The following is a 19,451-nucleotide window of genomic DNA, read 5'->3' on the forward strand; positions in this document are numbered from 1 at the left end:
CCCGCCCGCCATGAGTTGCGGTTGCAACCGGCGCGTCCGGGGTGATCAGCGTGGTGTGAGGGTTCCTGTGCACGGGGCGGGTTCTTTGCGCTGCAGCATGTCAATTTTAACTGACAGCATAGGAAGATACACGGCGCGCGCAAGAGTAGAGGCCGCCGCGACCGCGCGTCACTTTGGCCCGGTGGGAAATCAGCCCTCGATCCGCGTCAGATCCGCCACGGACAGACAGGTTTCGCGGATCCGATGCAGCAAGTTCAACCGGTTACGCCGCACTGTCTGATTATCGGCATTGACCTTCACATCCTCGAAAAACCCGTCGATCGCCGGGCGCAGACCGGCCATCGCGCCCATGGCGGTGGCGAAATCCTCGGCCGTCATCGCGGGGGCGATGGCCGCCTCTGCACTGTCCAAAGCGCTGAACAGCGCGCGTTCGCTGTCGGTTTCGGCATATTTCGGATCGGCCCCGAAGGAATATTCGACCCCGTCGGCCTCTTCGGCCTGGCTCAGGATATTGTTGGCGCGCTTGAAGCCCTGGATCAGGTTTTCGCCATCCTCCGTGGCCAGCACATCGTTCAAAGCCTTGGCGCGTTTGACCAGAAGCGCCAGATCGTCACTACCGGGCATGGCCAGGCAGGCATCGATGATGTCATGCCGGATGCCCTGATCGCGCAGATAGACTTTCAGGCGGTCATGGATGAAGACCAGCAGGTCGGTCGACAGATCCGGCACCGCATCGCCCACAGTCCGCAACAGTGACCCTTCGCCGGTGTCGGGCGCGCCGTCCTTGTCCTGCAGCTTGTCCAGCACCGTGCGGAAGGCCGCGCCGAAGACGCCATGTTCGGCGATCTCGTCCAGCAGGTCTTCCAGCGCCGACAGCTCGGATTTATCGGCACCGGCATTAAGGTGGATCTTGTGTTTCAGCAGCTGAAAATCAATAAACCGGTCCAGCGACAGCCGCAGATCGTTCTCCAGCACCAGCCGGATCACTCCCAGCGCGGCACGACGCAGCGCGAACGGGTCTTTCGATCCGGTGGGCTTTTCGTCAATCGCCCAGAACCCCGTCAGCGTGTCCAGCTTGTCAGCCAAAGCCACGGTCACCGACAAGGGCGCGGTGGGCACGTCATCGGACGGTCCCAGCGGCGCGTAATGATCGCGCGCCACATCGGCCACGGCCTGTGGATGACCGGCTTTTTCCACGTAATACCGGCCCATTATCCCCTGAAGTTCAGGAAACTCATAGACCATCTCGGAACTCAGATCGGCCTTGGCGATCCCGGCGGCCACCTGCGCCTGATCGGCCTTGGCGCCGGGCACGCGCGCGGCCAGCTCTCCGGCCAGGGTCTGGATCCGTGCAATCCGTTCGCCTTGCGTGCCCAGCCTGTTGTGAAAGGTCACGTTATCAAGCGCTTGCAGCCAGTCGTTCATGCCCGCCTGCGCCACGCGCAGATCGTTTTCCCAGAAAAACTTCGCATCCGCCAGCCGCGCCGACAGCACCTTTTGGTTGCCCGCCAGAATGGTCGCGCCGTGATCGGCGGTTTCGCGGTTCGCAACCGTCACAAATTTCTCGATCCGGCCGGTCTTGGGATCGCGCACCGAAAAGAATTTCTGATGTTCCCGCATCGAGGTCTGCAAAACCTCCGCCGGCAGGCCCAGAAATTCCGCGTCAATATCGCCCATCAGAACCACCGGCCATTCCACCAGCCCGGCAACCTCAGCCAGAAGACCCTTGTCCTCGACCACCTCCAGCCCTGCGGCAAAGGCCATGTTCGTCGCATCCGCCCAGATGTGCTCGGCCCGGTCGGCCGGGTTCAGCTGCACATAAGCGCGCTTCAGCTTGGCCGCGTAATCGTCGAATGAAGTGACGGAAAACCGTCCCGGCGCCATGAACCGATGCCCTTCGGTGCTGTCGCCCGCCGCGATGCCGTCCACCGCCATCGGCACCACCTGCGCGCCGCCCTCGTCACCGAGGATGCACAAGATCGACTGCAGGGGCCGCACCCAACGCAGGCTGCCCGCGCCCCAGCGCATGGATTTCGGCCAGGGGAAATTGCGGATCACGTCTTCCAGCACCTCGGCCACGATCTCGGCCGCGGGCCGGCCCGGCTTTTCGATGGTGGCAAAGAACACCGCGCCCTTGGGCGTGTCGCGTTCTTCCAGCTGATCGCGGGTCAGGCCCGCGCCGCGCAGAAAGCCCTCGATCGCCTTTTCCGGCGCATCCACGCGCGGCCCCTTGCGTTCCTCGCGCAAGGTGGGGCTTTCAGCCAGCAGATCGCTGATCGTCAGAACCAGCCGCCGGGGCGTCGAGAACGCCGCCGCACCGCCATAGGTCAGCCCGGCCTCGACCAGACCGTTGGTCATGCGGGTTTTCAGATCCTCGGCCGCGCGCAGCTGCATCCGCGCGGGGATTTCCTCCGAGAAAAGTTCGATCAAAAGCTCTGGCATGTTTCAGCCTTCTCCATTCGTCTCTGGCAGGGGCGGGCATTCCTCTCCCACCACCGTGCCGTCATAGGCCTTGTCGCCGCAATCGTTCAGCTCGTGCCAGATATATCCGCGCCCGTCTGCCGTGACGGCCACGATCCGGTCCACGCCATAGTGAATATTCTTCTGCCCCAGATAGGCCCGCGCGGTACCAGCGCTCAGCGCCTCGGCAATGGCTTCGGCGTCAAAACACTCGAACCAGCCCGGCGCATTGCGCGGGATCACGGGGCCCGCATCCACATAGGCCGCGCTCAGGTCATCAAGCGAGGCCGATGTCTCGAAACAGGCCCGGAACCGGATCGGAGAGCTATCGGCATCCACAGCCTGAAATGCCGTGAATTCAATATCTTCCGGTGCGTTGTTATCCTGACGGATCAACTGCACTTGGGCCTCGGTCACCTCGTCGTAAAACCCATAGATCTGCAGATAATACAGCGCGCCGCCAGCTAGCGCGCCACAGATCAGCAAAAACAGACCGACCAGCTTGCCGCTCATCGCCTTACCCCGCCGCCGTGCGCACGAAGGCATCGGCGCATTGCTTGGCCAGCGCCCGCACCCGCCCGATATAGGCCTGCCGCTCGGTGACGGAAATCACGCCACGCGCATCCAGCAGGTTGAACAGATGGCTCGCCTTGATGCACTGGTCATAGGCGGGATGGGCCATGATGATCGTCTTGCCGGTCTTGGGGTCCACGTCCTCTTGCGCCAGCAGATGGGCGCATTCGGCCTCCGCCTCTTCGAAATGGCGCAGCAATACGTCGGTATTGGCGGTGTCGAAATTGTACCGCGCGTATTCCTCCTCGGTCTGGCGGAACACATCGCCATAGCTCAACGCGATGGGCGCATCCGGGTCGTTGAAGGGCATGTCCATCACGTGATCAATGCCCAGCACATACATCGCCAGCCGTTCCAGACCATAGGTCAACTCGCCCGACACGGGGTGGCAATCATGCCCGCCAACCTGTTGAAAATACGTGTATTGCGACACTTCCATCCCGTCGCACCACACTTCCCATCCCAGACCCCAGGCGCCCAGAGTGGGGCTTTCCCAGTCGTCTTCGACAAATCGGATGTCATGCAGCTCCATATCAATCCCGATCGCCTCCAGCGATCCCAGATACAGCTCCTGCAGATCCGGCGGGCTGGGTTTGATCAGCACCTGATACTGGTAATAATGCTGCAGACGGTTCGGGTTCTCGCCATAGCGTCCGTCGGTGGGCCGGCGCGACGGCTGCACATAGGCCGCAGCCCAGGGCTTTTGGCCCAAAGACCGTAGCGTGGTGGCCGGGTGGAACGTCCCTGCGCCCACCTCCATGTCATAGGGCTGCAGGATCGCGCAGCCTTTCGACGCCCAATAGGTCTGCAGGCGCAGGATGATCTCCTGAAAGGATCGCGGGGCAGTGCTGGATCGGGACATGGGTGACGCTCTTTGCTTGAACCTCGGGGCCGGGCGCGCCCTCGTTATCCCCCTCACCCGCCGGGGTCAACGGGCTGGCAACTGTTGTGACCGCGCGACACGCGCGCCTGCCGTCGCTTCCCCCCTGGCAAAGGGCATGGCCATCCCCGGAACTTCGTGCTTATGCTGCGCGAAAAGTAAAGAAAACACAGGGTTTGGTGTCTCGATGAAAGCGTTTCTGACTGCGTGTCTGCTCACATGTCTTCTGTTCCTGCGCCCCGCCGCCGCACAACAGGATGTGGTCTGGGTCCAGGTCGAGGCGCAGCCCAGCCTGACCGCCGCGCAGGCCGCCGCGCGCCGCTATGCCGCCGACCTGCCTGATGTGGCAGGCTTCTCCATCGGCGGGGGCTGGTATGGCATCGTGCTTGGCCCCTATGCACGGCAAGATGCGGAACGGGTCTTGCAGGTCTACCGCGCCGAAGGGGAAATCCCTTCAGACAGCTATATCCAGCTGACCTCCCGTCTGGGCCAGCAATTCTGGCCCGTGGGCGCGGATGTGCTGGGCCGGGGCGCGGTTGAACCGCCCGTGGAAACCACCACCCCGACAGAAACCGCCGAAGCCCCCCAACCCCCGGCAACGCCCGACCCCGTCCCCTCGGACGAAACCCCGGCGCAAGCCCGGCAAAGCGAGGCGCAGCTGACGGTGGACGAACGCAAAGCCCTGCAGATCGCGCTGCAATGGGCGGGGTACTATACCTCTGCCATCGACGGCGCATTCGGGCGCGGCACGCGCGGCTCCATGGCCGCCTGGCAGGCCGATCGCGGATATGAGGACACGGGCATTCTCACCACCGCCCAGCGGGCCGAGCTTCTGGCCGATTACAACGCCCCCCTGACCAGCGTGGGCCTGGCCATGGTGCGCGATGACAACGCCGGGATCGAGATGCTGCTGCCTATGGGCGAGCTGACCTTCGAAAAATACGAGCCCCCCTTCGCCCATTACGCAAGCGCCGGCGATCTGGGCATCCGCGCCCTGCTGATCAGCCAGCCGGGCGATCAGGACACGCTTTTTGGTCTCTACGAGATCATGCAGACGCTGGAAATCGTCCCGCTGGAGGGGCCCCGCGAACGCGGCAGCGACCGGTTCACGCTTCAGGGGCAGAACGGGTCGATCGTCTCTTACACCGAGGCGGCGCTGGAAGACGGGCAAATCAAGGGCTTTACGCTGATCTGGCCTGCGGGCGACGAAGCCCGCCGCACCCGCGTTCTGGCCGAAATGCGCGCCAGCTTCCAACGCCTGCCGGGTGTTCTGGATCCGGCGGCGGGCGATGGCGGGCAGCAAAGCATCGACCTGGTCTCGGGGCTTGAGATCCGCAAACCGCGCCTGTCGCGCTCGGGCTTTTTCGTGGATGGGCAAGGCACGGTGATCACGACATCCGAAGTGGTTGAAAACTGCGCCCGCATCACGTTGGAACGTGATGTGGCCGCCGATCTTCTGGTCACCGACCCGGCCCTCGGCGTGGCGGTGCTGCGCCCGGCCGCGCCCGTGGCGCCCATGTCGGTCGCGCGGTTCCGCGCCTCCACCCCGCGGCTGCAATCGGATGTGGCGGTGGCGGGATACCCGTTCGAAGGGGCGCTTGGCGCGCCTTCGCTGACCTTCGGCACGCTTTCCGACATCAAGGGCCTGCGTGGCGAGACCGAGTTGAAACGCCTTGCCCTGGCCGCCCAGCCGGGCGATGCGGGCGGGCCGGTTCTGGACACCCGCGGCACGGTTCTGGGCATGCTTCTGCCGCGCGCCAGCAATGGCCGGCAACTGCCGCTGGATGTCAGCTTTGCCGCCAACAGCCAGGCGCTCAGCAATGTGCTGGCCGAAGCGGGACTTGCCGCCGAACGTAGCGATGCCGACAGCCCCATCACTCCGACCGAGCTGAACCGCGTGGCAAGCGGCATGACCGTTCTGGTCAGCTGCTGGGATTAAGCGAATACCCGTCCCGGACCCGCACCGGGACCTCATGGCACGACGCGAGGCCCCGGGTCAGGCCCGGGGCCCGCAGGCCTTAACGCAAGGCGATATCCGTGGGAACATGAATGACCGTGGGCCCATTGGCCTGCAACGCCTCCGTCACCGACGCCTGCACCCCCGCCAGATCCTCCGGCGCCGCCGCATGGGCACCGTAAGCCCTTGCGAGCGCGCAGAAATCCGGGTTGCGCACATCGACCGCATTGGGCGCGATTTGGGCACGGATCATGCTGGCCTCGATCTCGCCCAGCTTGCCATTGTCCCACAGAAGGATCGGCAGTGGCAGGCCCAGCTCCACCGCCACGGCCAGTTCCTGAACCGTGTACTGAAACCCGTAATCCCCCGCGATGGCCAGCGTCGGCAGCCCCTTGCGCGCCACTGCCCCGCCGATCGCGGCAGGCAGCGCATAGCCCAGCGTGCCAAAGCCCGTGGGATGGTGCCAGTGACCGGGGCGAGCCATGTCCCAGAGCTCTTTCGCGGCATAGGCGAAGGTGGTCATGTCGGAATAGATCATCGTGCCCTCAGGCAGCACCGCCTTCAGCGCCGCGCAGACCTCGGGGATGCCGGGGCGCTCGGCGGCAACCTCCGCCGCCCAGCGCTGCCTTGTATCGGCCACCCTGTCCGCTGACCAGCGCGGCGTGCGGTCTTCGGCCCGCGCGGGGATGGCGATGCGCATGGCGCTCAGAAACGCGCCCGCATCGGCGCACACCGCCAGATCGCCCGCCCGCGCGGTGGCCAGAACCTGCGGGTCCAGATCAATGCGGACCATCTGCCCCGGAAGATCCGGCATGTCGCGCCACAGATCGACCTCGGCCAGTTCCGACCCGGCGACGATGACCAGATCGGCCTCGGCCAGCACCGCATCGCTGTCGGGCCGCGCAAGGTATGATCCGAAAGACAGCGCCGTGCCCTCGGGCACCAGCCCGCGCCCGGCATAGGTGGTGAAACTGGCCGCCCCCGTCATCTCCAACAGTGCCGGGATCGCGTCCGCCGCACCGCGCGCGCCGCCGCCAAAGATGAACAGCGGCTTTTCCGCCCCCAGCACAGCGCGCAGCACCGCCTCAAGATCCGCATCGGGCGCACGCGGCATCCGGGGGCGCGGGCCGGGCGCGGGCGCCGGGTCCGCCAGCCCTTCCAGCAGGGGAATGGGCACCTGCACATGTTTGGGCCGGGGCCGCGCGCAGGCAAATTCGGTGAACGCGCGTTCAATTAACCGGTAGGCGCCTTCGGGCGACCGCGCCTCCTCCGACCAGTCGCAGACCGTCTCGGCCGCCGCCCGCTGGTCCTTCATCTGGTGCAACTGCCCGAACCGGGCGGAGACATCGGCCAAACAGGACGAGATCGCCAGAACCGGCACGCTGTCGGAATAACTCTGCCCCAGCGCCGTCATCGCATTGGTCAGCCCCGGCCCGGTGATCACGTAACACACCCCCGGCGACCCCGTCGCACGGGCATAGCCGTCGGCCATGAATGCAGCACCCCCCTCGTGGCGGGCCAGCACATGGGTGATCCCGGCCTCTTCAATACCGCGATACATTTCCTGATTATGCACGCCGGGGATGCCGAAAATCACATCGACCCCCCGCGCCTTCAGCATATGGGATATCTGTGCCCCCAATGGTCGCTGCATGGTCTTAGGCCCTCCAGAAGCGAATGGTGAAAATGGCATAGACCGCCAAAAGCTCCAGCCGCCCCAACAGCATGGCTACGCTCAGCATCCATTTCGCCGTATCATTCAGCCCCGCGAAATTGCCCGACGGGCCGATCTCATCGCCGAAACCGGGCCCGATATTGGCCAGCGCCGCCGCCGCGCCTGACACCGATGTGGTGAAATCCAGCCCCGTCATGCCCAGAGCAACCGACAAAACGCCCAGCGACACGATGAAAAAGACGAAAAACGCCATGACCGAGTTCAAAACATCCTCGCCCACTGGCCGCCCGTCATAGCGCGGAATGAACACCCCATGGGGCGACCGGATCCGCGCCACCTGCGCCCGGATCGAGGCAAAAAGAAGCTGGTACCGGAAAACCTTGATCGAACAGGCGGTCGATCCCGCACATCCGCCGATCAACCCGGTGAAAAACAGAACCGCCACCGGGAACCCGCCCCACAGCATGTAGTCCGCGCTGGCATAGCCCGTCCCGGTCAGAAGCGACACGGTATTGAACAACGTGCCGCGAAAGGCCTCTTCCCCGCCGATTTCAAGGTTGGTCATCTTCCACAGGCTCAGGCACAGGACAAGCAGTGTGGCTGTCAGGAAAAAGCCCCGGATCTGCGGATCAACCAGCAGCGGGCGGGCCGAGCCTGCGGTCAGTTGGACAAAGCGCACGAAGGGCAGCGCAGCCAGCATCATGAAGATCACGGCAAGGTATTGCGTGGCCGCGCCAAAGGCCGCGAAGGACGCGTCGTAATTCGCAAATCCACCGGTGGCGATTGTGGTCATCGCATGGACCGTCGCGTCAAACGGATCCATGCCCGATCCCAGATAGGCCATCGCGCAGATCATCGTCAGCGCCAGATAAATCACCGAGATCCGCTGCGCGATCTCACCGGCGCGCGGCAGGATTTTTCCAAAAGTATCAAAGCCTTCGGATTTGAAGATCTGCATGCCGCCCACCCGCAATTCGGGCAGGAACACCATGGCCACAACGATGATCCCGATCCCGCCCAGCCATTGCAGGATGCCGCGCCACAACAGCAATCCGCGGGGCAGATCCTCCAGATTGGTCAGCACCGTTGATCCGGTGGTGGTCAGGCCGGACATCGCCTCGAAAAACGCATCGACAAAGCGCAGGTCGGTTTCGCCCACCATGAAAGGGATCGCACCAAAGATTGGCAGCGCCAACCAGACTGTCGTGGTCAGCAAGAAGGTCTGCTGAATGGTCAGACCCTGCTGAACGGAGTTCGAACAGGACAGAGCCATCAGAACCCCGATCAGGATCGTCAGGACGGCGCTTTCCGCAAAGGCGGTCCAATGGCCGCGCCCTTCGGCCATATCCGCCAGCATCGGCAGCAGCATGGTCACGCCCAAAACGGCGACCAAAAGGCCGATCACATATCCGACTGGGCGCAGGTCCAACATGAGGCCGAGCGTTGGCGTGACCGCAGGGTGCTGTCAAGCCATGGCGCACGCGCAGGGGCGCTCTGGACCCGGCGTCAGGATTTGGGCAACGGTTCCGGCATCGCCGGCGGTTTGGAGGGCGCGCGTTTCTTGGCCGGTGCCTTCTTGGTCGCTGCGGCCTCGGTCGGTTTCGGCTCGGGCTTGGTGGCCGCTGCCTTGGCCGCCGCTTTGGCCTTGGGTTTGGCGGCTTTGGCGGCAGTGGCCTTGGCCGGTTTCGCAGCGGTCTTGGCCGCAGCCTTCGCGGCCGGTTTTGCCGCAGCCTTGGCCGCAGGCTTCGCAGCGGTCTTGGCGGCAGCTGTGGCCGCAGGTTTTGCAGCCGGTTTCTTTGCCGTTTTGGCCTTTGCCGGCGCCGGTTTCACAGCGGCCTTTTTCGCCGCTGGCTTTGTCTTGGCCGCGGGTTTCGCCGCCGCATCCTCCGCTTTCGCAGGCGCGGGTTTTTTGGCCGCGGCCGGGCGCGGTTTCGACGCCGCATCGTGCAGATTACGCACCGGCGCAAACGGCGCCTGGACCATCGCATCGGTGATCATCTGCATCATCTTCAGATGGTTGCTCAGCGCATATCCGGCCATTTTCATACATGCTTTCGAAACAGCCAACTGCGCGTCAATGGGGTTCATCATAGGAACGCTCCCTTCATTCAGGATCTGCCTGTGCAAGCGAAAGTCCCGGCAGACGGGGACCATATTGCGCCAGACGCACGCGGTTCATTCGCGCGGTGTCTGACAGGGGTTCGATCGTGTTGCGGCCGACGCGTTCGGGTCCGTGCCCGGACAGCGCGCTCAGCGTGCCGGCCACGAAAGCCTCGGTAAAGGCCGGGATCTTCTCCGACATCATTGCCGTGCCCTCGCCGCGCGGCGTGGACCATGTGCCCTGCATTCCCATCACACGCAGCGCCACGACGATCTGGGAATCGGCGGCAAGCTGAATGCAGGACATCCACAGATGCGTGGCGTCTGTTGCACGGGTAACCAGGTTAAACATCCATACTCCTTCGCCGCGGCAGGCGTCCTCCGCGACATGTTGGGCCAAGTATACAGGAAGTTTTGCCGCATTGAAGCAAAAAATGCTGCGCTGCGGCATCGCGCAACATGCCGCCCAAAGCAAAACGCGCGCCCCGGTGACAGGGCGCGCGTTGAAATGCGGTTGGGGCGGGCCGGTCAGCCCACGTGAAAGAGCGTGCTGAACAGTTTGGGGTCCAGGCTGGTCTGGGCGAAGGTCTCGCCCTCGGTCAGGACCGACACGGCGTCATGGCTATGCAGGCTTTCCTGATGGCTGGCCACCACGCGGAAATCGCCCACACGGTGATCGGCCTGCAGCACCTCGCAGAACAGCCGCGCCGCGTCTTCGACGAAAATCGGGTTGGCGGCGTTCAGTTCGGCAAAGGCCTGTTCGTCTTCGCGTTTCACCATCACCTGGGTTTCGGTGGGCACCGCGCGGCGACAGGCTTCGATCAGGTCTTCGAACCACAGCACATCGGCTTCGGGATCCAGCACCACCGAAATCCGCGCGACCGAGCGCTGCGAATGCGGCGTGGCCAGCTGTCCGCGCGTGGCGCGGGCGTGTTCGCTCAGCTCCAGCGAACAGGGGCAGGTCGAGCTATAGACGTAATCCAGATGCATGATCTTCTGGCGCAGCCCGTCCTTTTCGACCAGCTCCAGTGCGATATCGTAATACTGGTATCCCGACAGGCCCGACCGCAGGCTGTCGACCTTCATCGGGAAGGAAAACCGCATCTGGATCCGCGCATCAAAGCTTTCCAGATCGGTGATGTAATCGTCCAGCGCCGCCTCGATCACTTCGAAGCTGAAGGTGCGTTCGGCGTGCTTGTAAAACGACCGCATGATCCGGGACATGTTGATGCCCTTCTTGTCGGCCTCAAGGCTGACCGTGCCGGTGACAGAAGTTTCCAGCGTAAGATCGCCATTGTCGCGGGTATGAAACCGCAGCGGCAGGCGGAAGTTGGAAATGCCCACATGCTGGATCTGCTGGCGCGCCCCGCGGATCAGGCTGGAGGGGCCGTTCTGCAGGTCAGGCAGCGTGTCCTTGTACCCGGTATCGACGGCAAATTCTTCGGGGTATTCGCGCGACAGCGCCGGGTAATCGACCGCGCCCGCGCCGGGCACCAGCTTGGCGACCGAGGGGTCGAGTTCCACGATTTCAGCGGCCGAGGCGGCATTGGCCCATTTGCGCAACGTGTTCAGCGCGGCTTCGGCCTCGTCCCGGTCGGGGTGGCTGTCGATGGATGGCGTATGAATATTCATCTGGTCTTCCTCAATGCCCGCCCGTGATAGATAGAGCGCGCAGCCCTGTTTTGCCAATTTTCTCATCTATTACGTGTGAAACAGGCATGCAGATCAGTCTTTTCCGGCAGGATTTCCCAGTGATGCGACGCAGACGCCGGGGTGTTTTCCCGTGAAAAACACCCGGTAATCCTTTGGTTTTGCGGCATTTCGCGCGCCTTCAAGACCGGCGCTCACGCAAACGTGAGCCCCCGTCACTCCGTGCTGGATCAGACCTGCTCCAATGCCCCAAGCATATCCGCCTTCAGATCGGCGATATCCTCGATCCCCACGGAAATGCGCACCAGACCCGGCGTGATACCCAGCGCATCCTTCTGGTCCTGCGGCAGGCGCTGATGGGTGGTGGTGGCGGGATGGGTCGCGATGGTTTTCGCATCCCCCAGATTGTTGGAAATCTTCGCCACCCGCAGCGCGTTCAGGAACCGGAACGCCGCCGCCTGCCCGCCCTGAATGTCAATGGACAGAACCGTGCCGCCCTTGGCCATCTGACGGGCCACCAACCCGTGCTGCGAATGGCCGGCATGACCGGGATAGATCACGCGGGCCAGTTTCGGGTGGCTGGCAAACGCCTCGGCCAGCGCCAGCGCGCTGTCGGCCTGGGCATTGACGCGCAGGCTCATCGTTTCAAGGCCTTTCAGCATGACCCAGGCCGTGAAGGGCGACATCGACCCGCCGGTATGCTTCATGTAGGGCTCGACCGTCTTGCGGATGAACTCGCGTGAGCCAAGGATCACACCGCCCAGCGCGCGGCCCTGCCCGTCGATATGTTTGGTGGCCGAATAGATCACCACATCGGCGCCCTGCTCGAACGCGCGCGAAAAGACCGGGGTGGCAAAGACATTGTCGACCAGAACGGTCGCACCAACCTTGTGGGCCAGTTTTGAAACCGCTTCGATATCAATGACTTCCAGCGTGGGGTTCGAGATGGATTCGAAGAACACCACACGGGTGCCTGCGCGGATCGCACCTTCCCACTGGGCCAGATCGGTGCCATCGACAAAGGTGACCTCAACGCCGTAACGCGTCAGGATCTCTTCCAGCACATAAAGGCACGAGCCGAACAGCGCACGTGAGGCCACCACGTGATCGCCCGCCTTCAGCATCGCCATCAGCGCGCCCGACACCGCCGCCATGCCAGAGGCGGTGGCAAAGGCATCCTCCGCCCCTTCCAGCATCGCGATCCGGTCTTCGAACATGGCCACGGTCGGGTTGCCATAGCGGGCATAGATGAACTCGTCAGGCCCGGCTTCGACAAAGCGGGCCTCCGCCGCTTCGGCGCTGTCATAGACAAAGCCCTGGGTGAGGAAAATCGCCTCGCTCAGTTCGCCATACTGGCTGCGGCGCGCGCCGCCATGGACGGCCTGGGTGCTGGGTTTCCAATCGTCGGACATCAAGTCCCTCCATCAAAAAAGCCCCCAGGCATTGGCCCTGAAAGTCGGGCCATGCGAAAGGGGGCTTTCCTCAAGGCCGATTTAGCGGGTTCTTTAACGTGGCCCGCAAGCTGGACACAAATCGCCACGTGACAGACGGCATACGCCCGGCGCGCGGGGCGGTCAAGATGGATTGATGAGGGGCGCGCGCGGGCGCTTATCCCTGCGCGCTGTCCTGATCGGGGTCATGCATGTATTTCTGCAGGGACAGGATCTGCCACCACATGAAGACGAAAAGCGCGATGGGAAAGCCGAAGGTTTCGATCTTGACCCAGGCATCGGTGGACATGGTGCGCCAGACAAATTCATTGGCCACCGCCAGCACGCCAAAGGCCAGGCACAGGCGGCGGGTGAAGATCATCCAGCCCTCATGCGCCATGGGCAGCATGCCCGACATGATCCATTCCAGATAGGACCGCTTCTGCAACAGCCCGATGCCCAGAAGCACCGCGAACAGCCCATAGACGATGGTGGTTTTCATCTTGAAGAAGCGTTCGTCATTGAACCAGGCGGTCAGCGCGCCAAAGAAGATCACCATGAAGGCGGTGAAGATCTGCAACCGGCTCAGCTGGCCTGTCAGCCACCACAAGATCGCCATGGCCGCCAGCATGATCGGCACGAAGATCACCGTTGCCACGATAAAGCCTGAGTATTCGGTGCCGCCGAAGCTGAAGACCTGATCGCGCAGGCGCAGGTAAAGCAGGAAAAACGCCAAAGGCGGGCCCAGTTCCAGAACCTGGCGCAGGATGGGGTTGATCTCTTTCGGCTCTGGCATGAGGCCCTCCGGTTAACCGCCCATCTCAACTATCACCGCACCCAGCGCGATCAAGACCATAAGTGCCAGGCGGCGCGGCCCCACGGTTTCGCGCAGGAAGACCCAGCCGATGACGGCGGCAAAGACGGTGGAAGTTTCGCGCAGGATCGCGGCCTCCCCCACTTTATCAAGGCGCGTGGCCAGCATGATCGAACCAAAGCTGAAATAGGCCACGATCGCCCCGATCAGCCCCCGCCGCGCCAGGGCGCGCAGATCGACACCCTGCAGCCGGTGGCGCATCCGCGTGGCAACCAGCAGCGGGATGTCGAAGGCGGTGATGAAGAAAAACCACGCAAGGAACGTAAACGGGTCGGAGGCCGCGCGGATGCCATAGGCGTCATAGGTGGTGTAAAGCGCCACGAACAGCCCCGTGGCCACCGCCAGCATCAGCGCAGGCCCCAGCGTGGCCCGGTCGGTCACGAGAAAGGCCATGTTATAGGCCGCGAGCCCGAAGATACCGGACAAAAGCACCGCAACGCCCATCCACTGCGTGGGGGTAAAGACCTCTCCGAACAGCAGGTAAGCGCCGAAAACGGTGAACAGGGGCCCCGTGCCGCGCACCACCGGATAAACGACGGTGTAGGCCCCCTTGGAATAGGCCTGCGCCTGCAAGACCTTGTAACTGAAATGGATCAGCAGCGCGCCGCCCAGAATGGGCCAGAGATGCGGTTCGGGCCAGGGCACAAGAAACAGCGCGATCGGCGCGGAAAGCACGAACAGCCACGCGTCAATCGCCGCCCGGCTGATCCAGGGGTCATGCCTGCCCTTTTGCAGCGCGCCGAAGACGGCGTGCAGGAAGGCCGCCATCAGAGCAAGGATCGTGGCCAGGGTCGTGCCTGCCTCGGTTCCTTCCAGAGAGATGATCCAGTCGCCTATGGCAACCCCCTGGGGGCTGTCTGCCCCCAGACCCCCGAGGGGTATTTCGGACCAGAAAGAAGCATGGCGTCAGGTCTCCAGCCCCGTCAGCGCGGCGGCGAATTCTTCGGGGTCGAAGGGTTGCAGATCGTCGATCTGTTCGCCCACGCCGATGGCATGGATCGGCAGGCCGAACTTGTCGGCCAAAGCCACCAGCACGCCGCCCTTGGCGGTGCCGTCGAGTTTCGTCATCACGAGGCCCGAGACGTCGGACACCTCCTGGAAGATCTTGACCTGGTTCAGCGCGTTCTGGCCGGTTGTGGCATCCAGCACCAGAAGCGTGTTGTGGGGGGCGGTTTCGTCTTTCTTGCGGATGACGCGGACGATCTTGGCCAGCTCCTCCATCAGATCCTGGCGGTTTTGAAGACGCCCTGCGGTGTCGATCATCAGAAGGTCCGCGCCGTCTTCCTGCGCCTTGGTCATCGCGTCAAAGGCCAGGGAGGCCGGGTCGGTGCCTTCAGGCGCAGTCAGAACCGGCACACCGGCGCGGTCGCCCCAGACCTGCAGCTGTTCCACGGCCGCTGCGCGGAACGTGTCCCCGGCGGCGATCACCACGGACTTGCCGGCGGCCTTGAATTGCGAGGCGAGCTTGCCGATGGTCGTGGTCTTGCCTGACCCGTTCACGCCCACCACCAGCACCACCTGCGGGCGTTTGGGGTAAAGCGGCAGGGGTTTGGCCACAGGCTCCATGATCCGGGCGATTTCGCGGGCCATGAGGGATTTGATCTCCTCGACCGACAGGCGCTTGCCCATGCGGCCCTCGGCCATGTTGGCCGTCACGCGCAGGGCGGTGTCGACGCCCATATCGGCGCTGATCAGCAGTTCTTCGAGCTGTTCCAGCATGTCGTCGTCCAGCTCGCGCCGGATGACGGTTTTGGCCTCGGACCGGCCCAGAAGACGGCTGAGAAGGCCCGCTTTGGGCGCTGCTGCCTCGGGCGGGATTTCGACCGGAGTGGGGTCGGCCACCGGCTCGGGCGCTGGCTGCGGCATCTCTTGCGGGGCGGGCGGCGCGACGGGTTCGGGCGCGGGCCGGGGGATTTCCGTCGGTGTCGGCGGGGCCACCGGGGCTGGCTGAGGCTCCGGTTCCGGCTCGGGGATCGGCAGGGGTTCGGGTTCGGGCTCTGGCTCCGGCGCGGGGACCGGAATGGGGTCTGGCTCAGGCGTAGGCTCAGGCTCTGGTGCGGGCGCGGGCTCCGGTTCGGGCTCAAGCTCTGGTGCGGGCGCGGGTTCCGGTTCGGGCGCTGGCTCGGGTTCTGGCTCGGGAGCAGGTTGCGGTGCAGGCGCGGGCTCTGCCTGCAGTTCTTCCTCGACCCCGCCATCTTCGACAATGGCTTCCAGCCCCTCATCCAGCTTGGATGAGGACTTGAAAAGCCGGTCCTTGAGTTTCTTGAAGAAGGCCATGCGCGCTCCGGTCTGTGCTCCGTGACAATCACCTAATACGGGCGAGGGCCGGTGAAAAGGCGCGAATGGCGGTCAAGCCGCCGGGATACCGGTGAAACCTGCCAGAAACAGCGCCTGCGCCGCCCAATAGCTGGGCCAGACGATCCGTGCCAGAGCGCGGGCGAGCGGCATGCCGTCTTTCAAAAGGAAGGTTTCCACTGCAAGCAGGCTGTCCGAGAGGAGAAACAGCGCAGCGCCCAACAGGATCAGACCCGTCGCTGGTGATGGTGACAAAGACAGCGCGGCAAGGCTCATCGACAGGATGATGGGGATGTAAAGCGCGACGGGGATCCGCAGCGCGCCAGTAGCGGGCAGGATGCGCAGGGCCAAGGTGGCGCCCAAAGCCAAAAGGCCAATGACAGCAAAGGCTTGCGGGGCGTTCAGAAGGCGGTTCAGATCGGCGCCGGGCTGGGTCAGAAATAGGGAAACATAGGCGAGGTGGCCAGCGGCGAAGGCGGCGATGCCCAGGGCGAAGGCGCGTTCGCCCGGGCGGCTGAGAAGCGCGTCGCCCACGGCGCAAAAGGCCAGCGCCAGTGCAAGGGCGCCCTGCCACATAACCGCGGCGATCAGCGCGAGAAGCGCCACGGACAGGGTTTTGACCAGGCTGCGCAGCACATCGGGCGGAGAGAGCACCTGCGCCCAATAGGCCACCGCGCACGCGGCGGCGGCCAGCCAGAGAAGCGTCATACCTCGTCCGGGAAATGCTTCATCGTCAGGCGGATCGGGTTCGGCGCGGCCTGCCCCAACCCGCAGATTGACGCATCGGCCATGGCCTGACAGAGCTCTTCCAGCAGCGGTTGATCCCAATGATCGGCCTGCATCAGCTTTACCGCCTTTTCGCAGCCCACCCGGCAGGGGGTGCATTGGCCGCAGCTTTCATCCTCGAAAAACCGCAGCATGTTCAGCGCGGCAGCTTTTGCGCTGTCCTTGTCCGACAGGACCACCACTGCCGCCGATCCGATAAAGGAGCCATGCGGCTGCAGCGTGTCGAAATCCAGCGGGATGTCGTTCATCGACGCAGGCAGAAGCCCTGAGGACGGGCCGCCCGGTTGGTAGGCTTTGAACTGGTGGCCTTCGGCCATGCCGCCCGCCGCGTCGATGATATCGGTGATGGTGGAGCCTGCGGGCAATTCATACACCCCCGGCTTCGCCACCCGGCCCGAGACGGAGTAGTTGCGCAAGCCCTTGCGGCCGTTTCTTTCGACCGACGACAGGATTTCCGGCCCTTCGCGCAGGATCCGCGCGATCCAGTGCAGGGTTTCGACGTTGTGAACCAGCGTGGGGCGGTTGAAGATGCCGACTTGCGCCACGAAAGGTGGGCGATGACGGGGCAGACCGCGCTTGCCTTCGATGGATTCGATCATCGCGCTTTCTTCGCCGCAGATATAGGCCCCCGCACCGCGGCGCAGGTCGATGAAGCCTTTATCCACAAGAGCTGCGTCTTCCAGCGCCTTGATTTCCCTGCGCAAAATTTCCAGAACGGCGGGGTATTCGTCGCGCATATAGATGAAGCAGGTCTCGGCCTCCACCGCCCAAGCGGCGATCAGCATGCCTTCGAGAAACAGATGAGGATGACGCTCCAAGTGGTAGCGATCCTTGAAGGTTCCGGGCTCGCCCTCATCCCCGTTCACGGCCAGGTACCGGGGGCTGGGTTCGGCGCGCACGAACCGCGTCTTGCGGCCCGAGGGAAAGCCCGCGCCGCCAAGGCCGCGCAGACCGGCGTCGAGCACGCGGTCAAACTCGGCCTCCCAGTCGCCATTGGCGCGCAACTCTTCCAGCTTGGTGTAGCCACCCTCGGCGCGGTAGGCGTCAAAGCCCTGATAGTCGGGGATATGGGCGTGCGTGTCGCCTGCCGCGATGGCGGCCTGCGCCTTTTCCGGCGTGGCAAAGTCGATGTGGTTATGGCCCAGTTCCAGAGCCGGAGCCGTGTCGCACCGGCCCATGCAGGGGGCGCGCAGCACGCGGACCTGCGCGGGGTCCAGACCATCTTCCAAAGCGGCCTTCAGCTGTTGCGCACCGGCCAGCTCGCAGGACAGGCTGTCACAGACGCGGATGGTCAGCGCAGGCGGCGGTGTTTCGCCCTCTTTCACGACATCGAAATGGGCATAGAAGGTCGCGACTTCATACACCTCGGCCATGCTCAGACGCATTTCCTCGGCCAAGGCGCGCAGATGGGCCGCCGACAGATGGCCGTATTCATCCTGAATCAGGTGCAGATGCTCGATCAGCAGGTCGCGGCGGCGCGGGCGGTCGCCCAGGAGCGCGCGGACCTCGTCCCAGGCCTGATCGTCAAGCTGGCGGCCCTTGGGCGTGACACGGCCCTTGCCTTTGCCCTGCTTCCAGACGCCTTTGCGGCTTTGCTTGTCGTGATCCAGTGCCATCGCGCGGCCCTCCTTCTTCAGGGACGATCTATAGCGCGGCGCGCCCTGGCGGTGCGGTCAAAAACGACATGGTTAAGCGGTTTTGCGCGCTGGCTGCGTTCCCATCGGAACGCTCTGCCGCGAATTTTACGCAATCGGGCCATAACGCTGTGCGATCTGCTGTGTTAGTATGCAAGAAACACAAAACAGGCCCTTGTTCAGACAGGTTAGATGACACGCTTCTGGATCGCCCCCTTTCTGCCGGTGCTCCTGCTGGCGTCCGCCTGCCTGTTGGGCGGGTGGTGGAGCGTGGCTGCCCTGATCAGTGTGACCGCGCTGGTGATGGGGCTGGACCGCGCCTTTGCGCCTGCCCCGGTGACGCCGGATCCGTCGCATGAGGCTGAGGGCCATCGCATCAATATCGCGCTGGGGCTGGCGCATCTGGCGCTGATGCCGCTGGGGGTCTGGGCGCTGACCGAGGGGCCGTTGGATGGGGCGGCGGGTTGGGTCACGGCGCTGGCGCTGGGGCTGTTCTTTGGGCAGGTGTCGAACTCCAACGCGCATGAGCTGATCCACCGCAAGGCGCGCTGGCCGCGGCGGCTGGGCGTTGCGGTCTATGCCACGCTTCTTTTTGGGCATCACGCCTCGGCCCACCCCAAAGTGCATCATGTCTACGTCGCGACCCCGCGCGATCCGAATTCCGCGCCTTTGGGCATGGGGTTTTACCGGTTCTGGCCGCGCGCCTGGATTGGATCGTTTCGCGCCGGGCTGGAGGCGGAAAACCGGCTGCGGCAGGGGCGTGGGGGCTTGCATCCTTATGTGGGCTATGTCGGCGGCGCACTTGCGTCTTTGGCGCTTGGTGGGGCCATTGCCGGATGGACGGGCGTGCTGGTTTGGACCGCGTTGGCAACTTACGCAACGATGCAGCTGATCCTGTCGGATTACGTGCAGCATTACGGGTTGATGCGCGCCGAAAAGCCCGGCGGCGGCTGGGTGCCCGCGGGGCCCGAACACAGCTGGAACGCGCCGCAGTGGTATTCCTCGGCCCTGATGCTGAACGCGCCGCGCCATTCCGATCACCACGAGAACCCTGCGCGCAGCTTTCCCGACCTGCGGCTGGATCACGCGACGATGCCCATGCTGCCCCGATCCCTGCCGGTGATGGCGGCGGTTGCG

At 64.0% G+C, this 19,451-nt stretch carries 16 protein-coding genes and 1 riboswitch; of the genes, 2 read left to right on the forward strand and 14 right to left on the reverse strand.

Going from position 1 to position 19,451, the window contains the following annotated elements; translation table 11 throughout:
• Positions 1 to 189: 189 nt before the first annotated feature.
• From glyS to TR61_RS17465, 3 genes are read right to left on the reverse strand one after another with little or no spacing between them, the layout of a single operon-like run.
• Positions 190 to 2,442, reverse strand: coding sequence for a glycine--tRNA ligase subunit beta (gene glyS, locus TR61_RS17455; RefSeq protein WP_050931809.1), 2,253 nt, complete (start codon positions 2,440 to 2,442; stop codon positions 190 to 192).
• 3 nt (positions 2,443 to 2,445) lie between these two features.
• Positions 2,446 to 2,973: a DUF6446 family protein gene (locus TR61_RS17460; RefSeq protein ID WP_050931810.1), complete on the reverse strand. Its 528-nt coding sequence runs from the start codon at positions 2,971 to 2,973 to the stop codon at positions 2,446 to 2,448.
• Positions 2,974 to 2,977: 4 nt separating this feature from the next.
• Positions 2,978 to 3,895: a glycine--tRNA ligase subunit alpha gene (locus tag TR61_RS17465; protein WP_050931811.1), complete on the reverse strand. Its 918-nt coding sequence runs from the start codon at positions 3,893 to 3,895 to the stop codon at positions 2,978 to 2,980.
• A 205-nt stretch (positions 3,896 to 4,100) separates the two neighbouring features.
• Here TR61_RS17465 and TR61_RS17470 point away from each other — a divergent pair, with 205 nt between their 5' ends.
• Positions 4,101 to 5,852 (forward strand): serine protease, encoded by a 1,752-nt coding sequence (locus TR61_RS17470; protein ID WP_050931812.1) that lies wholly within the window; start codon positions 4,101 to 4,103, stop codon positions 5,850 to 5,852.
• A 79-nt stretch (positions 5,853 to 5,931) separates the two neighbouring features.
• On the opposite strand, the gene TR61_RS17475 is transcribed toward TR61_RS17470, so the two are convergent.
• The 11 genes from TR61_RS17475 to TR61_RS17525 form a co-directional block, all read right to left on the reverse strand.
• Entirely contained in the window at positions 5,932 to 7,524 is a 1,593-nt protein-coding gene (locus tag TR61_RS17475; RefSeq protein ID WP_082182023.1) for a thiamine pyrophosphate-binding protein, read from the reverse strand.
• A gap of 4 nt (positions 7,525 to 7,528) precedes the next feature.
• Positions 7,529 to 8,977, reverse strand: a complete 1,449-nt coding sequence (locus tag TR61_RS17480; RefSeq protein WP_050931814.1) for a TrkH family potassium uptake protein — start codon at positions 8,975 to 8,977, stop codon at positions 7,529 to 7,531.
• A 74-nt stretch (positions 8,978 to 9,051) separates the two neighbouring features.
• Positions 9,052 to 9,636 carry a hypothetical protein gene (locus TR61_RS17485; protein WP_050931815.1) on the reverse strand — a complete coding sequence of 195 codons (585 nt, stop codon included), beginning with the start codon at positions 9,634 to 9,636 and terminating at the stop codon, positions 9,052 to 9,054.
• Between the two features lie 13 nt (positions 9,637 to 9,649).
• Positions 9,650 to 9,997, reverse strand: a complete 348-nt coding sequence (locus TR61_RS17490; RefSeq protein ID WP_157440961.1) for an antifreeze protein — start codon at positions 9,995 to 9,997, stop codon at positions 9,650 to 9,652.
• Between the two features lie 176 nt (positions 9,998 to 10,173).
• Entirely contained in the window at positions 10,174 to 11,277 is a 1,104-nt protein-coding gene (folE2, locus tag TR61_RS17495) for a GTP cyclohydrolase FolE2 (protein WP_050931824.1), read from the reverse strand.
• Positions 11,278 to 11,525: 248 nt separating this feature from the next.
• Positions 11,526 to 12,707: an O-succinylhomoserine sulfhydrylase gene (gene metZ / locus TR61_RS17500; RefSeq protein WP_050931817.1), complete on the reverse strand. Its 1,182-nt coding sequence runs from the start codon at positions 12,705 to 12,707 to the stop codon at positions 11,526 to 11,528.
• A gap of 60 nt (positions 12,708 to 12,767) precedes the next feature.
• A riboswitch (SAM riboswitch) is annotated at positions 12,768 to 12,845 on the reverse strand.
• A gap of 58 nt (positions 12,846 to 12,903) precedes the next feature.
• On the reverse strand, positions 12,904 to 13,521 hold the full coding sequence (locus TR61_RS17505) for an inner membrane-spanning protein YciB (protein WP_050931818.1): 618 nt from the start codon (positions 13,519 to 13,521) through the stop codon (positions 12,904 to 12,906).
• 12 nt (positions 13,522 to 13,533) lie between these two features.
• Positions 13,534 to 14,436 (reverse strand): EamA family transporter, encoded by a 903-nt coding sequence (locus tag TR61_RS17510; RefSeq protein ID WP_050931819.1) that lies wholly within the window; start codon positions 14,434 to 14,436, stop codon positions 13,534 to 13,536.
• A 69-nt stretch (positions 14,437 to 14,505) separates the two neighbouring features.
• Positions 14,506 to 15,876 (reverse strand): signal recognition particle-docking protein FtsY, encoded by a 1,371-nt coding sequence (gene ftsY, locus TR61_RS17515; RefSeq protein ID WP_050931820.1) that lies wholly within the window; start codon positions 15,874 to 15,876, stop codon positions 14,506 to 14,508.
• Between the two features lie 72 nt (positions 15,877 to 15,948).
• The gene (locus TR61_RS17520) at positions 15,949 to 16,602 is read right to left on the reverse strand and encodes a lysoplasmalogenase (RefSeq protein WP_050931821.1); all 654 of its coding nucleotides are present in this window, start codon (positions 16,600 to 16,602) and stop codon (positions 15,949 to 15,951) included.
• Positions 16,599 to 18,296 carry an NAD(P)H-dependent oxidoreductase subunit E gene (locus TR61_RS17525; protein ID WP_050931822.1) on the reverse strand — a complete coding sequence of 566 codons (1,698 nt, stop codon included), beginning with the start codon at positions 18,294 to 18,296 and terminating at the stop codon, positions 16,599 to 16,601. The genes TR61_RS17520 and TR61_RS17525 overlap by 4 nt, the downstream gene beginning before the upstream one ends.
• Positions 18,297 to 18,506: 210 nt before the next feature.
• On the opposite strand from TR61_RS17525, the gene TR61_RS17530 reads away from it, so the two are divergent.
• On the forward strand, positions 18,507 to 19,451 hold a 945-nt coding region (locus tag TR61_RS17530), incomplete at its 3' end, for an alkane 1-monooxygenase (RefSeq protein WP_050931823.1).

The sequence above is a fragment of the Aestuariivita boseongensis genome (genome assembly GCF_001262635.1).
Taxonomy (GTDB): domain Bacteria; phylum Pseudomonadota; class Alphaproteobacteria; order Rhodobacterales; family Rhodobacteraceae; genus Aestuariivita; species Aestuariivita boseongensis.

What these genes read in the sequence shown, in the direction of transcription:
- TR61_RS17490 (WP_157440961.1), bottom strand. Translation starts at nt 9,997, where the DNA reads ATGTTTAACCTGGTTACCCGTGCAACAGACGCCACGCATCTGTGGATG.
- TR61_RS17470 (WP_050931812.1), top strand. Translation starts at nt 4,101, where the DNA reads ATGAAAGCGTTTCTGACTGCGTGTCTGCTCACATGTCTTCTGTTCCTG.
- TR61_RS17465 (WP_050931811.1), bottom strand. Translation starts at nt 3,895, where the DNA reads ATGTCCCGATCCAGCACTGCCCCGCGATCCTTTCAGGAGATCATCCTG.
- TR61_RS17475 (WP_082182023.1), bottom strand. Translation starts at nt 7,524, where the DNA reads ATGCAGCGACCATTGGGGGCACAGATATCCCATATGCTGAAGGCGCGG.
- TR61_RS17520 (WP_050931821.1), bottom strand. Translation starts at nt 16,602, where the DNA reads ATGACGCTTCTCTGGCTGGCCGCCGCCGCGTGCGCGGTGGCCTATTGG.
- metZ (WP_050931817.1), bottom strand. Translation starts at nt 12,707, where the DNA reads ATGTCCGACGATTGGAAACCCAGCACCCAGGCCGTCCATGGCGGCGCG.
- TR61_RS17460 (WP_050931810.1), bottom strand. Translation starts at nt 2,973, where the DNA reads ATGAGCGGCAAGCTGGTCGGTCTGTTTTTGCTGATCTGTGGCGCGCTA.
- ftsY (WP_050931820.1), bottom strand. Translation starts at nt 15,876, where the DNA reads ATGGCCTTCTTCAAGAAACTCAAGGACCGGCTTTTCAAGTCCTCATCC.
- glyS (WP_050931809.1), bottom strand. Translation starts at nt 2,442, where the DNA reads ATGCCAGAGCTTTTGATCGAACTTTTCTCGGAGGAAATCCCCGCGCGG.
- folE2 (WP_050931824.1), bottom strand. Translation starts at nt 11,277, where the DNA reads ATGAATATTCATACGCCATCCATCGACAGCCACCCCGACCGGGACGAG.
- TR61_RS17480 (WP_050931814.1), bottom strand. Translation starts at nt 8,977, where the DNA reads ATGTTGGACCTGCGCCCAGTCGGATATGTGATCGGCCTTTTGGTCGCC.
- TR61_RS17485 (WP_050931815.1), bottom strand. Translation starts at nt 9,636, where the DNA reads ATGATGAACCCCATTGACGCGCAGTTGGCTGTTTCGAAAGCATGTATG.
- TR61_RS17525 (WP_050931822.1), bottom strand. Translation starts at nt 18,296, where the DNA reads ATGGCACTGGATCACGACAAGCAAAGCCGCAAAGGCGTCTGGAAGCAG.
- TR61_RS17505 (WP_050931818.1), bottom strand. Translation starts at nt 13,521, where the DNA reads ATGCCAGAGCCGAAAGAGATCAACCCCATCCTGCGCCAGGTTCTGGAA.